Genomic DNA, 14,872 nt, shown 5'->3' with positions numbered 1-14,872 from the left:
AGGTCGGCGTTGGTGGAGCCGGTCTGCTCGACGATCTCGAGCTGGCGCCAGCCGAGCCCGGTGCCGATCAACTCGGCGCGCAACGCGCCCTCGTCCAGCGGTGCTCGAAGCCGATCTCGTTCCGTCACCGCACCCAGCCTAGAACTCAGGGCCGACGGTCGCGCATGTCCAGCACGGCCAAATGGCTGAACAGCATGCTGGTTCCGATCGGGTTGCCGCCGCCGGGATAGGCCGTGCCGCTGGGCGCGGCCATGGTGTTACCCGCCGCGTACAGGCCGGGGATCGGCGTGCCTTGCGCGTCGAGCACCCGCGCCGCGGTGTCGGTGCGCAGACCGCCCTTGGTGCCTAGATCGGAGATGCCGAAGGCGGCGGCGTGATAGGGCGGTGAGTCGATGGGCACCAGCGGCGACGCGCCCGCCGAGAAGGCGCGGTCGAAGGCCTCGTCGCCGCGGCCGAGGTCCTTGTCGACGCCGGCGGCGGCGAAGCCGTTGAACCGCGCGACCGTCGCCGCCAACCGCTCGCCCGGCACGCCGATCTTGACGGCGAGCCCCTCGAGGGTGTCCGCGGTGTGCCACAGGCCCGCTGCGACGTAGCGCTCGGTCTCGACGATGGAGACGTTGGGCGCCTTGACCGGCGGCACTTCGCCCTCCTTATCGTCGTAGATCATCCAGTAGGGCAACGTGATTGACCCGTCGGCCAGTTGGGCGATGATCTCGCGGCCGGCCCGGTCGTAGGCCCGGGACTCATTGACGAACCGGTCGCCATCCTGGTTGACGAAGATGCCGCCGGTGAACCACAGCGCGAAGGCGGACCGGCCGTCGGGATGCGTCATGCCCGGCGACCACCAGGCCTGGTCGAGCAGGTCGGTGTCGGCGCCCGCGGCGATGCCGGCCTGCAGCGCCAGGCCGCGACTTCCCGGGCCGCCCATGGTGTCTCGCGACGTTCCCGGCACTCCGTAGCGGCGGCGCAGCTCCTCGTTGGCCTCGAAACCCCCGGCGGCCAGCAGCACCCCCTGGCGGGCCCGGATCGCACGGCGCTCGCCGGCGGTCTCGACGACGGCGCCCGTGACGCGGCCGTCGGTCATTACCAGCTCCACCAGCGCGGCGTCGCGGCGCAGCGACGCCGTCGGGTACTGGCCGATGGCCTTGAGGAACCGCGCGATCAGGGCGCGGCCCCCGACGTAGTAGTCCGACGGGGGCTCGGCACCGAGCCGGTCGGTGTCCAGCGGTCCGCGGATCGCCTCGCGGAATTCGGGGGCGGCGGCCACCGCCAGCGGCTTGGCCGCAATGTGGCGCTGGCCGTCCAGGCGTGCCTTGGGCGCCTTGCCGTAGTAGTCGGGCCAGGGCAGCGGCACGAACTTCAGGTTCGGGTCGGCTTCCAGGTATTCGATCAGCCGGGCGCCGCCGCGCACATAGGTTTCCTGCAGCTCGCGCGGCGTGCGGTCACCGACCACCGCGCGGTAATAGGTGAGCGCGTCCTCGATGGTGTCGTCGGTTCCCGCGCGCAGCAGCACGGGATTGCATGGGAACCACACGCCGCCCCCACCCGAATATGCGGTGGTGCCACCGAATTTCGACGTCGCCTCGACCAGCAGCACGTCCAGGCCCTCGCGCGCCGCGGTGTAGGCACCGGTCACGCCGCCACCGCCGGAACCCGCGACCAGCACGTCACATTCGCCCGCCCAGTCGACCATCGCTACTCCTGCGCCGTCAATACGTTCTGCATCGCGGGCGCCAGCCGCGCGATCAGGGTGTCGCTGTCCGCTTCCGCGAGGATCCGCACTCCCACGATTCGCCGTCCGACGACGATACCGACCAACATCGACGACGCCAGACCGGCGCGCAGCCGTTTTTGCAAATCGCCGGCGACTACTTAAGGGCTGCTTAAGGGAGACCGACGGGGCTGCCGATAACATCGCTGCCATGACGAGCGTTACCGACCACACGGGGCATTCAGCGGAGCCCGCTGCCGAGCACACCATCGACATCCACACCACCGCGGGCAAGCTCGCCGAGCTGCACAAGCGCCGCGAAGAGTCGCTGCACCCGGTCGGCGAAGAGGCCGTCGAGAAGGTGCACGCCAAGGGCAAGCTGACCGCCCGCGAGCGCATTCTCGCCCTGCTCGACGAGGACTCCTTCGTGGAGCTCGACGCGCTGGCGCGGCACCGCAGCAAGAACTTCGGCCTGGAGAACAACCGCCCGCTGGGCGACGGCGTGATCACCGGCTACGGCACCATCGACGGCCGCGACGTGTGCATCTTCAGCCAGGACGCCACGGTGTTCGGCGGCAGCCTCGGCGAGGTGTACGGCGAGAAGATCGTCAAGATCCAGGAGCTGGCGATCAAGACCGGCCGCCCGCTGATCGGCATCAACGACGGCGCGGGCGCGCGGATCCAGGAGGGTGTCGTCTCGCTGGGCCTGTACAGCAAGATCTTCCGCAACAACATCCTGGCGTCGGGCGTCATCCCGCAGATCTCGCTGATCATGGGCGCCGCCGCGGGTGGGCACGTCTACTCCCCCGCGCTGACCGACTTCGTCGTAATGGTCGACCAGACCAGCCAGATGTTCATCACCGGGCCCGACGTCATCAAGACCGTCACCGGCGAGGACGTCACCATGGAGGAGCTGGGCGGTGCCCACACCCACATGGCCAAGTCGGGCACCCTGCACTACGTCGCCTCCGGCGAGCAGGACGCCTTCGACTGGGTCCGCGATCTGCTGGGCTACCTGCCGCCCAACAACGCCACCGACGCGCCCCGCTACGCCGAGCCGCATCCGCCGGGCGCCATCGAGGACAACCTCACCGAGGAGGACCTCGAGCTGGACACGCTGATCCCGGACTCGCCCAACCAGCCCTACGACATGCACGAGGTGATCACCCGGATCCTCGACGACGACGAGTTCCTGGAGGTCCAGGGCGGCTACGCGCAGAACATCATCGTCGGATTCGGCCGCGTCGAAGGCCGCCCGGTCGGGATCGTGGCCAACCAGCCGACCCAGTTCGCCGGCTGCCTGGACATCAACGCCTCGGAGAAGGCCGCCAGGTTCGTGCGGACCTGCGACTGCTTCAACATCCCGATCATCATGCTGGTGGACGTCCCGGGCTTCCTGCCGGGCACCGGCCAGGAGTACAACGGCATCATCCGCCGCGGCGCCAAGCTGCTGTTCGCCTACGGCGAGGCCACGGTCCCCAAGATCACCGTCATCACCCGCAAGGCCTACGGCGGCGCCTACTGCGTGATGGGCTCGAAGGACATGGGCTGCGACGTCAACCTGGCCTGGCCGTCGGCGCAGATCGCCGTGATGGGCGCTTCGGGTGCGGTCGGGTTCGTCTACCGCAAGCAGCTTTCCGAGGCGGCCAAGGAGGGCAAGGACGTCGACGCGCTGCGCCTGCAGCTGCAGCAGGAGTACGAGGACACCCTGGTCAACCCGTACGTCGCCGCCGAGCGGGGCTACGTCGACGCGGTGATCCCGCCGTCGCACACCCGCGGCTACATCGGCACCGCACTACGCCTGCTGGAACGCAAGATCTCCCACCTACCCCCCAAGAAGCACGGGAACATTCCGCTATGACCGAGGACAACGCCGTCGCCGACGACGCTTCGCAACCGCAGCCGCACGAGCCGCACATCCAGATCCTGCGGGGCGAGCCCACCGCCGAGGAGGTGGCCGCCCTGGTCGCGGTGCTGGGTTGCGCCGGTGGCGCTCCGGAGCCCGAACAGCCCGAGCGGACCCGGTGGGGCCTGCCGGTCGACCGGCTGCGGTTCGCGATGACGAACTATCAGCGGCTCACGTTCCAGCAGATGACCCACATGAGGCATTGACCCGCCTGGTGCTGGCGTCGGCCTCGACCGGCCGGCTCAAGGTGCTGCGCCAGGCCGGCGTCGACCCGCTGGTCGTGGTATCCGGCGTCGACGAGGATGCCGTCGCCGCCGCACTGGGCCCGAACGCATCGCCCGGTGATGTGGTGTGCGCCCTGGCCGAAGCCAAGGCCCAGCGGGTGGCCGGCGGGCTGAACGGCGATGTCGCGGCCAATTGCGTTGTAGTGGGCTGTGATTCGATGCTGTCGATTGACGACCGGCTGTGCGGCAAGCCCGGGACGGCCGAGGCCGCCGCGAGCCAGTGGCGCCTGATGGCCGGCCGCTCCGGCGAGCTGCACACCGGGCACTGCCTGCTGCGGCTGCGCGACGGCGCCATCACCCACCGCGAAGTGGAATCGCGTTGCACCACAGTTCATTTCGCCACTCCCTCCGAGGCGGACCTGCGGGCCTACGTCGCGGACGGGGAACCGCGTCACGTGGCGGGCGGGTTCACCCTGGACGGCCTGGGCGGCTGGTTCGTCGACGGCATCGACGGCGACCCGTCGAACGTGATCGGCGTCAGCCTGCCGCTGCTGCGGTCGCTGCTGGCGCGGGTCGGGCTGTCGGTGTCCGCGCTGTGGGCCGCCAACTGACGCCGGCCGGTGCGCGAAACTTAAACCACGGCGGCCTTCGTCGGCGTGTCGTCGCCAACGTTTATGTGTCGCGATGGTCCATGCGCTGGGGACCTCGCGGCGCTGGCGGTAGGCTCGGCAGCGTGGCACTACCCCCCGATCCAAGCCCGACATTGTCGGCCTACGCCCACCCCGAGCGCCTAGTCACCGCCGACTGGCTGTCCGCCAACCAAGGCACCCCCGGCCTGGCGATCGTCGAATCCGACGAGGACGTGCTGCTCTACGACGTCGGCCATATTCCCGGCGCGGTGAAGATCGACTGGCACACCGACCTCAACGACCCACGGGTCCGCGACTACATCGACGGCGCGCGGTTCGCGGAGTTGATGGACCGCAAGGGCATCGCCCGCGACGACACCGTGGTGATCTACGGCGACAAGAGCAACTGGTGGGCCGCCTACGCGCTGTGGGTGTTCACGCTGTTCGGCCACCCGGACGTGCGGCTGCTCAACGGCGGCCGCGACCTGTGGCTTGCCGAACGCCGGGAGACCACGCTGGACGTCCCCACCAAGACCTCCAGCGGCTATCCCGTCGTGACCCGCAACGACGGGCCCATCCGAGCCTTCAAGGACGACGTGCTGGGCATTCTCGGCAGCCAGCCGCTCATCGACGTGCGCTCGCCGGACGAGTACACCGGCAAGCGCACGCACATGCCCGAGTACCCGGAGGAAGGCGTGCTGCGCGGCGGCCACATCCCCACCGCGCGGTCGATCCCGTGGGCCAAGGCCGTCGACGAGAGCGGCCGATTCCGCAGCCGCGAGGAGCTCGAGGAGCTGTACGGCTTCATCGAGCCGGACGACAGGACCGTCGTGTACTGCCGAATCGGCGAGCGGTCCAGCCACACCTGGTTCGTGCTGACCCATCTGCTGGGCAAGCCTGGGGTGCGCAACTACGACGGGTCGTGGACCGAGTGGGGCAACACCGTGCGCACGCCTATCGTGGCGGGTGACGAGCCGGGCGCCGTCCCGGTCTGATGGCGGCGCCGCGATGACCATGCCCGCTCCCCTGGCCGAGGTGGTGTCCGACTTCGCCGAAGTCGAGGGCCAGGACAAGCTGGCGCTGCTGCTGGAATTCGCCAACGAGCTGCCGGCGCTGCCGCCCGACCTGCAAGAGGCGGCCATGGAGCCGGTGCCCGAGTGCCAGACGCCGCTGTTTTTGCACGTCGACGCCAGCGACCCCGACCGGGTGCGGCTGCACTTCAGCGCGCCCGCCGAATCGCCCACCACCCGTGGGTTCGCGTCGATTCTGGCGACCGGTCTGGACGAGCAGCCCGCCGCCGCGATTTTGGCGGTGCCCGAGGATTTTTACGCCGACCTGGGCCTGGCCGCTCTGATCAGCCCGCTGCGTTTGCGCGGGTTGTCGGCGATGTTGGCCCGCATCAAGCGCAGGCTGCGCGAGTCGTCCTGAAAAAAGGTGGGCCGCCTCGTCGGGCCCAACGGAGCGGCGCTTAGACTTCCCGAGAACTCGTTGTAAGAAATTCTCTTAGAGAAGCCCGCAGAAATACGTCTGCGGTTATGCCAAACAGGAGGCGCTGTGGCTAGTCACGCCAGCTCGAGGATCTCCAAAGTGCTCGTCGCCAACCGCGGCGAAATCGCTGTCCGGGTGATCCGCGCGGCCCGCGATGCGGGCCTGTCCAGCGTGGCGGTGTACGCCGAGCCCGACGCCGACGCGCCGCACGTGCGTCTGGCCGACGAGGCGTTCGCGTTGGGTGGTCAGACGTCGGCCGAGTCCTACCTGGACATCGGCAAGCTTCTCGACGCGGCGGCCAAGTCGGGCGCCAACGCCGTTCACCCCGGCTACGGGTTCCTCTCGGAGAACGCCGATTTCGCGCAGGCGGTGCTGGACGCGAACCTGATCTGGATCGGGCCCAGCCCGCAGTCCATCCGCGACCTCGGTGACAAGGTCACCGCCCGCCACATCGCCGCCCGCGCGCAGGCGCCGCTGGTGCCCGGCACCCCCGACCCGGTCAAGGACGCCGACGAGGTGGTGGCCTTCGCCAAGGAGTACGGCGTGCCGATCGCCATCAAGGCGGCGTTCGGCGGCGGCGGGCGCGGCATGAAGGTGGCCCGCACCATCGAAGAGATCCCCGAGCTGTTCGAGTCGGCGACCCGCGAGGCCGTCGCCGCGTTCGGCCGCGGCGAGTGCTTCGTCGAGCGCTACCTGGACAAGCCGCGCCACGTCGAGGCGCAGGTGATCGCCGACCAGCACGGCAACGTCATCGTCGCCGGCACGCGTGACTGCTCGCTGCAGCGCCGATTCCAGAAGTTGGTGGAGGAGGCCCCCGCGCCGTTCCTGACCGACGCGCAGCGCAAGGAGATCCACGAGTCGGCCAAGCGGATCTGCAAGGAGGCGCACTACTACGGCGCCGGCACCGTCGAGTACCTGGTCGGCCAGGACGGCCTGATCTCCTTCCTGGAGGTCAACACCCGCCTGCAGGTCGAGCACCCGGTCACCGAGGAGACCGCCGGCATCGACCTGGTGCTGCAGCAGTTCAAGATCGCCAACGGCGAGAAGCTGGACCTCACCGAGGACCCGACGCCGCGCGGGCACGCCATCGAGTTCCGGATCAACGGCGAGGACGCCGGACGTGGCTTTTTGCCCGCGCCCGGCCCGGTCACCCGCTACGACATCCCGACCGGGCCCGGCGTGCGGCTGGACTCGGGCGTGGAGGCCGGTTCGGTCATCGGCGGCCAGTTCGACTCGATGCTGTCCAAGCTGATCGTGTACGGCGCCACCCGGGAGGAGGCGCTCGCCCGCTCGCGGCGCGCGCTGGACGAATTCCACGTCGAGGGTCTGGCCACGGTCATCCCGTTCCACCGGGCCGTGGTGAGAGACCCGGCGTTCATCGGTGACGGCGAGAGCTTCTCGGTGCACACCCGCTGGATCGAGACCGAGTGGAACAACACCATCGAACCGTTCACCGGCGGCGAGCCTCTCGACGAAGAGGACGCCCGGCCGCGCCAGAAGGTGGTCGTGGAGGTCGGCGGCCGCCGGCTCGAGGTGTCGCTGCCCGGCGACCTGGCGCTGTCCAACGGCGCCGCCGCCGATCCGGCCGGAGTCATCCGCAAGAAGCCCAAGCCGCGCAAGCGCGGGGCGCACGCGGGTGCGGCCGCCTCCGGCGACGCGGTGACCGCGCCCATGCAGGGCACCGTGGTCAAGGTCGCGGTCGAGGAGGGCCAGGAGGTCGCCGCAGGCGATCTGGTCGTGGTGCTCGAGGCGATGAAGATGGAGAACCCGGTCACCGCGCACAAGGACGGTGTCATCACCGGACTTGCGGTCGAGCCCGGCGCCGCCATCACCCAGGGCACCGTGCTCGCCGAGATCAAATAGCGCTTGGGCAAGAAAGATTTCCCAGACAACGTTGTAGGCCCTGGCTACCGCGAGTAGGGTTGCGGGCAAGGTTGAGTTCACAGCCGCCCGGGATACGTCCATGACGTGGGGGTAGGCGGCATTCCCTCCTTCTCCGAAGTCTCTTCGCACGGCTGACGTATCGACAGCAGAATCCCCGCAAGGGATGGAGTCAGCGATGTCTGTGGCGCAATCTTGGCAACAAAGCCGCACAGCACAATTCACCGCCCGCTGGGGCCCGACGGGCGCCCTGATCACGGTCGACGGTGAGCTCGATGCGGCCAACGCCGATCAACTCGCCGCCTACGTGCGGCAGAGCACCAACCGTTCGCGGCGGGTGATCCTCGACCTACGCGGCCTGAAATTCATTGGCACTGCGGGCTTTTCCGCCCTGCATCGGATCAACGTCGCGTGCTCGGCCGCCCAGGTGTCCTGGGCCATGGCACCCAGCCCGGCGGTGGCGAGGTTGTTGCGGGTCTGCGACCCCGACGCCACGCTGCCGGTGACGACGCCGCGGGCCGAACCGCTGCTGGAGCCGCTGCGGGTTGACGACGACGACGAAGAGTCCCGGCCGCTACTGCAACTGGTCCCGGAGCCGCGTTAGCGACTTCGCCAGCAGGCGGGACACGTGCATCTGGGAGATGCCGACCCGCTCGGCGATCTGGGTCTGTGTCATCGACTCGAAGAACCGCAGCACCAACACCGTTCGCTCCCGCTCGGGCAGCGCGTCGAGCAGGGGTCGTAGCGATTCCTGGTCCTCGATGCGGTCCAGCCCGGTGTCGACGTCACCCAGGGTGTCCGCGATGGCGCGGGCTTCCTCGTCCTCGCTACCGCCGCCGCTGTCGATCGACAACGTGTTGTAAGAGCTGCCGGCCACCAGGCCCTCGACCACCTCTTCGCGGTCCATTTCGAGCTCGGCGGCGAGCTCGGTCGCCGTCGGCGCCCGGCCCAGCCGCTGCGACAGGTCGGCGGTGGCGGTGCCCAGGCGCAGGTGCAGTTCCTTGAGCCGCCGCGGAACCTTGACCGACCAGCTGTTGTCGCGGAAGTGGCGGCGGACCTCGCCCATGATCGTCGGGACCGCGAAGGACACGAAGTCCGATCCGGTCTCGACGTCGAAGCGGACGACGGCGTTGACCAATCCGACGCGCGCCACCTGGACCAGGTCGTCGCGCGGTTCGCCGCGACCCTCGAAGCGGCGCGCGATGTGGTCGGCCAGCGGCAGGCAACGCTCGACGATCTTGTCCCGTTGACGTTGGAATTCCATGGAGTCGGGCGTGACGTTGGCCAACTCACGGAACATGTCCGGAACATCGGCGTATTCGTTCGGACGCGAAACCGAACCGCCGGCAGCTCGCGCTGTCACCTGCTGGAGGCCGCCCGTCGCGCCGTCAGCGTGATGCCGAAAACACTGCCGGTTTCATTGGGTTCGCGACCGTCATGGAAAGTCTGGACGTCGTCGGCCAGCGACGTCAGCACGTGCCAACTGAAGCTGCCGGGCGCCACCACGTCGTGGGTGTCACATGCCGCGGAAGCTTCCACCACCAATTGGTCGTCTTGCGGGTCGACCACGACGATCAGGGTCGCGTCGGGAGTGGCCGAACGAATCAACCGGGTGCACACTTCGTCGACCGCGAGCCTCAGGTCCGCCACCGCGTCGAAATCCAGGTCCTCGAAGGTGCCGATGGCACCGACCAGGGTGCGCAGCATCGCGAGGTTCTCCAGCCGCGCAGCAACGTGGAGTTCGACGGCGCGGTGGCCGCGCGGACGCTTGTTAGCGTGCAATCCAGCATCGTTCATATGGTCTCCCGGCAATGTTTGACTGACACTACTACTGCTTCGCAGCCCACCGTGGACCTCGCGCTCGAGCCGGTTAGTCATGATCGCCGCCGGGTATTCGGCCCGATGTGCGTGGGCCTGACACGACCGATACAGACGCGACGCGCCGGTAGAGGCACGTCGCGGTGATCGCCGGGGTCACGCTGGTCGTCTTGATCCTGGTCGCAGTAGACATTTATTTCGGTGTGTTCGTGATGTCGTCCCCCATGATGGGGTGACCACGCAAACGCAACCGTTCCGGCACTCATCATGGTGCAGACCTGATACCCACAAGTTCACGGCTGTAACCGCCGATTTGGCTTTCATGCGCTATTTCACACGGTGCGGCGTCCGGGCAGGTCACCGGCGAAAATGACGGCCGAGTCGGTGCCGGATCGGCGGCGCTAGCTGGCCGGCCACTGCCGGTGCACCTCGGGATGTTCGGTGTACCAGCGATCGGCGATCCGGCGAATCCTGCGGTGCTCCACCGCCAGCCAGGCCAGCCCCAGCACCGTGGTGATGATCGCGACGACGCCCGCGGTCATACCCTCGTGGTGATGTCCGCTGCCGAAGGCCGCCAGACTGCCGCAGGCCCCGATCACGCCCGCGACGACTAAGAGGTATCCGGGCCAGTGCAAGACGTCGATCAGCGACTCGCCGGCGAGCGGCCGCGTGGTCCTCAAATGGTCGACGGGGTCATGGTAGGTGTCTCCCATAGCTGCTCCTCACCGCACCATCAACGTTAGATCGCGGGAGAACAAAGCTAAAGAGCCAGTACCGGCCCTGCGATCGGTGCGACACCCATGGCGACCATCAACGCCATCGCCGTCAGCAAGAACCAGCCCGCGCCGTGCCAACCCCACCAGGTCCCCTCGGCCTTCCACACCCGATAGGTGCGCACGAACGCCCAGACCCCGGCGATGAGGGCGATCAGCGGACCGCCGAACGCCAGCAGAGTGCGCTGGGGCGGACCGCATGCCACGGTGTCCACGTTCACTCCCGGGCAGGTACTCACCCACACCGCCGCGATAAACAGGAAGCCGACGGCAGCGAGCGTGGCCAGCACGGTGAACCGGACGGCGGCCAACACCTCGCCGTCCTCCTGTCCCAGGCGATCACCACCCGATCGCGCATCCGCTTTCTGCATCGTTGTCACCTCCCCTTCGGGGCCTCACGTTTATCTTTTATTCGCTCGCCGCGTCGCATTGGTTACCGCGCTAGCTTCTGGGCAGCAGTCGCGCGCTGGTAGCAGCGGAAGGCGCACGGGTTCAAGTACCCCGCGGCAAACCGGGGTAAACCGGCTCGGCGTGAGGTCAACGCGCTAAATCCGGGCCCGCAGCGCGGTGCGGATGCCCGCGCAGACCGCAATCGTGGCGACCGAAACGTTCGCGCCCATCCTCTACGTGCTGACCTACGACGAACTCGACGACGCGATCGCCCTCAACAACGCGGTGCCGCAGGGCCTATCGTCGGCCATCTTCACCACCGACCTGCGCGAGGCTTAGCGCTTCCTGGCCGAATTCGACTGCGGAATCGGCGGCGCGTTCGGTGGAGAGACGGAAACCGGCGGCGGACGCGAATCCGGCACCGACTCGTGGCAGGCCTACATGCGCCAAAGTACCGACCGTCAATTATTCCGGCGCGTTACCGCTGGCCCAGGGCGTGAAGTTCGGTTGAATCCAAAGTGGCCGGGGTCTCATGTCGTATGAGTACTATCTGACACATGCCGACAGCCCGCAGGCGCTTATCCCCCGAGGATCGACGCGCTGAGCTGCTCGCTTTAGGGGCAGAGGTCTTTGGGAAGCGGCCCTACGACGAGGTCCGCATCGACGAGATCGCGGAACGCGCCGGGGTGTCGCGGGCCCTGATGTATCACTACTTCCCCGACAAACGGGCGTTCTTCGCGGCGGTGGTCAAGGACGAGGCCGACCGCCTGTACGAGAACACCAACATGGACGACGCCACCGGCCTGACCATGTACGAAGAGGTCCGCACCGGCGTGATGGCCTACATGGCCTACCACGAGCAGAACCCCGAGGCGGCGTGGGCCGCCTACGTCGGCCTGGGCCGGTCCGACCCGGTTCTGCTGGGCGTCGACGATGAAGCCAAGAACCGTCAGCTCGAGCACATCATGAGCCGGATCAGCGACCTGGTGGCCAAGACCCCCGCGGGGAAGCTGGAACCCGACGTCGAGCGGGACCTGCGGGTGATCTGCCACGGCTGGCTGGCGTTCACCTTCGAGTTGTGCCGGCAACGCATCATCGACCCCACCACGAATGCCGATCGCCTCGCCGACGCGTGCGCGCACTCGTTGTTCGACGCCATCGCCCGGGTCCCCGAGATCCCCGAGGAACTGTCCCACGCGATGGCGACCGCTCGGATCGAGCCGCGCTAGCCGACGCCTTGTCGGTGCCCCTTGGCACCATGGACGGGTGAGCACTCGCGCCGACTCCGGGCCACCCGGCCGCCCCGACCCGTTGGGCCGGTTCAGCGCCATCACCCGCGAGTGGTTCACCAGCACCTTCGACGCACCCACCACCGCGCAGGCCGACGCCTGGAACGCGATCGCCGACGGCCACAACACCCTGGTGATCGCCCCGACCGGATCGGGTAAGACGCTGGCGGCGTTCCTGTGGGCGCTGGACAGCCTCGCCGCCTCGGCCGAACGTCCGGCCGGCACCCGGGTCCTGTACGTCTCCCCGCTCAAGGCGCTGGCCGTCGACGTCGAGCGCAACCTGCGCACCCCCCTGGCCGGGCTCACCCGCATCGCCGAACGCCGGGGCCTACCCGCCCCCGACATCAGCGTCGGGGTCCGTTCCGGCGACACCCCGCCCGCCACCCGCCGCCAGCTGATCAACCGCCCGCCCGACGTGCTGATCACCACGCCCGAGTCGCTGTTCTTGATGCTCACCTCGGCCGCCCGCGAGACGCTGGCCGGCGTCCAGACCGTGATCGTCGACGAGATCCACGCCATCGCCGCCGGCAAGCGCGGCGCGCACCTGGCGGTGTCGCTGGAGCGCCTCGATGAGCTGCGCGAGGACAAGCCCGCCCAGCGCATCGGGTTGTCGGCTACGGTCCGACCGCCCGAGGAGCTCGCCCGGTTCCTGTCCGGGCAGGCGCCAACGACCATCGTGGCCCCGCCGTCAGCCAAGACGGTCGAGCTCAGCGTGCAGGTGCCGGTGCCGGACATGGCCAACCTGGCGAACAACACCATCTGGCCCGACGTGGAGAACCGCCTGGTCGACCTGATCGAATCACACAATTCGACCATCGTGTTCGCCAACTCGCGCCGGCTGGCGGAGCGACTTACCGCCCGCCTCAACGAGATTCACGCCGAGCGAAGCGGCGTCGAACTCATCATGGACGCCAACCCGAAGGTGGCCGGCGGCGCCCCGGCGCACATCATGGGCAGCGGCCAGACCTACGGCGCCGACCCGATACTGGCGCGCGCCCACCACGGCTCGGTCAGCAAGGAACAACGCGCCCTGGTCGAGGAGGACCTCAAGCGTGGGCTGCTCAAGGCGGTGGTGGCCACCTCCAGCCTGGAGCTGGGCATCGACATGGGCGCGGTCGATCTGGTGATCCAGGTGGAGGCGCCGCCGTCGGTGGCCAGCGGCCTGCAGCGCATCGGCCGGGCCGGCCACCAGGTCGGCGAGGTCTCCCAGGGGGTGCTGTTCCCCAAGCACCGGACCGACCTGATCGGCTGCGCAGTCAGCGTGCAGCGCATGCTGACCGGCCAGATCGAGACCATGCGGGTGCCCGCCAATCCGCTGGACATCCTGGCGCAGCAGACCGTCGCGGCGGCGGCGCTGGAACCGCTGGACGCCGATCGGTGGTTCGACACCGTGCGGCGGGCCGCCCCGTTCGCGACGCTGCCGCGCAGCGTCTACGAGGCCACCCTGGACCTGTTGAGCGGCAAGTATCCGTCCACCGAATTCGCCGAGCTGCGACCGCGATTGGTCTACGACCGCGACACCGGCACGCTGACCGCCCGGCCCGGTGCGCAGCGGCTGGCCGTGACGTCGGGTGGCGCCATCCCCGATCGCGGGCTGTTCACCGTGTATCTGGCCTCCGAAGCCGAGAAGCCATCGCGGGTGGGCGAACTCGAAGAGGAAATGGTCTACGAGTCGCGTCCCGGCGACGTCATCTCGCTGGGCGCCACCAGCTGGCGGATCACCGAGATCACCCACGACCGGGTGCTGGTGATCCCCGCCCCCGGCCAGCCCGCCCGGCTGCCGTTCTGGCGCGGCGACGGCCTGGGCCGCCCGGCCGAGCTGGGTGCCGCGCTCGGCGCCTTCACCGGCGAGCTGGCCGGCCTCAAACGCCCGGCCTTCGACACCCGCTGCGCCGAACTGGGTTTCGACGCGTATGCCACCGACAACCTGTGGGGCCTGCTCGAGGAGCAGCGCGGCGCCGCCGGGGTGGTGCCGACCGACACCACGCTGCTGGTCGAGCGGTTCCGCGACGAGCTGGGCGACTGGCGGGTGATCCTGCACTCGCCGTACGGTCTGCCGGTGAACGGACCGCTGGCGCTGGCGGTGGCCCGCCGACTGCGCGAGCGCTACGGCATCGACGAGAAGCCCACCGCGTCGGACGACGGCGTCGTGGTGCGGCTGCCCGACACCATTTCGGATTTCGCGTCGGACGCCGGGACCGAAACCCCGCCCGGCGCAGACCTTTTCGTCTTCGACGCCGAGGAGATCGACCCGATCGTCACCGCCGAGGTGGGCGGCTCGGCGCTGTTCGCGTCGCGATTCCGCGAGTGCGCGGCCCGCGCCCTGCTGTTGCCGCGCCGCCATCCCGGGCGCCGCTCGCCGCTGTGGCAACAGCGCCAGCGGGCCGCCCAGTTACTGGAGGTGGCCCGCAAATACCCCGACTTCCCGGTGGTGCTGGAGACCATCCGCGAATGCCTGCAGGATGTCTACGACGTTCCCGCCCTGACCCGGCTGATGACCGGCATCGCGCAGCGGCGCGTGCGGCTGCTCGAGGTCGAGACGCAACGGCCGTCGCCGTTCGCGGCGTCGCTGCTGTTCGGCTATGTCGGCGCGTTCATGTACGAGGGCGACAGCCCGCTGGCCGAGCGCCGGGCGGCCGCGCTGTCACTGGACAGCACGCTGCTGGCCGAGCTGCTGGGCCGGGTGGAGCTGCGTGACCTGCTCGACCCCGAGATCATCGCCGCGACCGGCCGCCAGCTCCAGCACCTCGCGCCGGACCGGGC

Annotated in this window: 15 protein-coding genes and 2 pseudogenes; 10 read left to right on the top strand and 7 right to left on the bottom strand. The window is 69.0% G+C overall.

Going from position 1 to position 14,872, the window contains the following annotated elements:
• The 3 genes and pseudogenes from DQP58_RS27285 to DQP58_RS26885 all read right to left on the bottom strand — a co-directional run.
• Positions 1 to 128 (bottom strand): annotated as a pseudogene (locus tag DQP58_RS27285) (biotin--[acetyl-CoA-carboxylase] ligase); the annotation flags it as partial.
• A 17-nt stretch (positions 129 to 145) separates the two neighbouring features.
• Positions 146 to 1,693, bottom strand: coding sequence for an FAD-binding protein (locus tag DQP58_RS22445; RefSeq protein ID WP_112710379.1), 1,548 nt, complete (start codon positions 1,691 to 1,693; stop codon positions 146 to 148).
• Positions 1,694 to 1,695: 2 nt separating this feature from the next.
• On the bottom strand, positions 1,696 to 1,857 hold the full coding sequence (locus DQP58_RS26885; RefSeq protein WP_205869511.1) for a hypothetical protein: 162 nt from the start codon (positions 1,855 to 1,857) through the stop codon (positions 1,696 to 1,698).
• Between the two features lie 65 nt (positions 1,858 to 1,922).
• Here DQP58_RS26885 and DQP58_RS22440 point away from each other — a divergent pair, with 65 nt between their 5' ends.
• The 7 genes from DQP58_RS22440 (at position 1,923) to DQP58_RS22410 (ending at position 8,443) form a co-directional block, all read left to right on the top strand.
• Entirely contained in the window at positions 1,923 to 3,572 is a 1,650-nt protein-coding gene (locus tag DQP58_RS22440) for an acyl-CoA carboxylase subunit beta (protein ID WP_112710378.1), read from the top strand.
• On the top strand, positions 3,569 to 3,823 hold the full coding sequence (locus DQP58_RS22435) for an acyl-CoA carboxylase subunit epsilon (protein ID WP_112710377.1): 255 nt from the start codon (positions 3,569 to 3,571) through the stop codon (positions 3,821 to 3,823). Before DQP58_RS22440 ends, DQP58_RS22435 begins: the two co-directional genes overlap by 4 nt.
• Entirely contained in the window at positions 3,820 to 4,452 is a 633-nt protein-coding gene (locus DQP58_RS22430) for a Maf family protein (RefSeq protein ID WP_112710376.1), read from the top strand. The genes DQP58_RS22435 and DQP58_RS22430 overlap by 4 nt, the downstream gene beginning before the upstream one ends.
• A gap of 122 nt (positions 4,453 to 4,574) precedes the next feature.
• Complete coding sequence (locus DQP58_RS22425; RefSeq protein WP_112710375.1) at positions 4,575 to 5,465, top strand: sulfurtransferase; 891 nt, start codon at positions 4,575 to 4,577, stop codon at positions 5,463 to 5,465.
• A gap of 13 nt (positions 5,466 to 5,478) precedes the next feature.
• A complete protein-coding gene (locus DQP58_RS22420; RefSeq protein ID WP_066880546.1) occupies positions 5,479 to 5,898 on the top strand; it encodes a SufE family protein in 420 nt (139 codons plus the stop codon).
• 126 nt (positions 5,899 to 6,024) lie between these two features.
• The gene (locus DQP58_RS22415; RefSeq protein ID WP_112710374.1) at positions 6,025 to 7,821 is read left to right on the top strand and encodes an acetyl/propionyl/methylcrotonyl-CoA carboxylase subunit alpha; all 1,797 of its coding nucleotides are present in this window, start codon (positions 6,025 to 6,027) and stop codon (positions 7,819 to 7,821) included.
• A gap of 184 nt (positions 7,822 to 8,005) precedes the next feature.
• Positions 8,006 to 8,443 (top strand): STAS domain-containing protein, encoded by a 438-nt coding sequence (locus tag DQP58_RS22410; RefSeq protein ID WP_112710373.1) that lies wholly within the window; start codon positions 8,006 to 8,008, stop codon positions 8,441 to 8,443.
• Here the strand turns inward: DQP58_RS22410 and DQP58_RS22405 are convergent.
• The 4 genes from DQP58_RS22405 to DQP58_RS22390 all read right to left on the bottom strand — a co-directional run bounded on the left by DQP58_RS22405 (position 8,414) and on the right by DQP58_RS22390 (position 10,801).
• Positions 8,414 to 9,202, bottom strand: a complete 789-nt coding sequence (locus tag DQP58_RS22405) for an RNA polymerase sigma factor SigF (protein WP_112710372.1) — start codon at positions 9,200 to 9,202, stop codon at positions 8,414 to 8,416. The two genes, DQP58_RS22410 and DQP58_RS22405, sit on opposite strands and share 30 nt — an antisense overlap.
• Positions 9,199 to 9,636 (bottom strand): ATP-binding protein, encoded by a 438-nt coding sequence (locus DQP58_RS22400; protein WP_007773234.1) that lies wholly within the window; start codon positions 9,634 to 9,636, stop codon positions 9,199 to 9,201. Before DQP58_RS22400 ends, DQP58_RS22405 begins: the two co-directional genes overlap by 4 nt.
• 422 nt (positions 9,637 to 10,058) lie before the next feature.
• Complete coding sequence (gene usfY / locus DQP58_RS22395) at positions 10,059 to 10,370, bottom strand: protein UsfY (protein WP_112710371.1); 312 nt, start codon at positions 10,368 to 10,370, stop codon at positions 10,059 to 10,061.
• A 47-nt stretch (positions 10,371 to 10,417) separates the two neighbouring features.
• The gene (locus DQP58_RS22390; RefSeq protein WP_112710380.1) at positions 10,418 to 10,801 is read right to left on the bottom strand and encodes a hypothetical protein; all 384 of its coding nucleotides are present in this window, start codon (positions 10,799 to 10,801) and stop codon (positions 10,418 to 10,420) included.
• 184 nt (positions 10,802 to 10,985) lie between these two features.
• On the opposite strand from DQP58_RS22390, the pseudogene DQP58_RS22385 reads away from it, so the two are divergent.
• From DQP58_RS22385 to DQP58_RS22375, 3 genes and pseudogenes are all read left to right on the top strand, one after another.
• A pseudogene (locus DQP58_RS22385) lies at positions 10,986 to 11,331 on the top strand (aldehyde dehydrogenase family protein); the annotation flags it as partial.
• A gap of 46 nt (positions 11,332 to 11,377) precedes the next feature.
• Entirely contained in the window at positions 11,378 to 12,049 is a 672-nt protein-coding gene (locus tag DQP58_RS22380; RefSeq protein WP_066868563.1) for a TetR/AcrR family transcriptional regulator, read from the top strand.
• 37 nt (positions 12,050 to 12,086) lie between these two features.
• Positions 12,087 to 14,872: DEAD/DEAH box helicase (locus DQP58_RS22375; RefSeq protein WP_133259417.1), on the top strand; the 2,786-nt coding region annotated here is incomplete at its 3' end.

This window comes from Mycobacterium colombiense (assembly GCF_003284975.1).
GTDB lineage: Bacteria > Actinomycetota > Actinomycetes > Mycobacteriales > Mycobacteriaceae > Mycobacterium > Mycobacterium europaeum_A.
The sequence above is the reverse complement of the archived record's forward strand: the minus strand, read 5'-3'. Positions and strand labels throughout refer to the sequence as shown.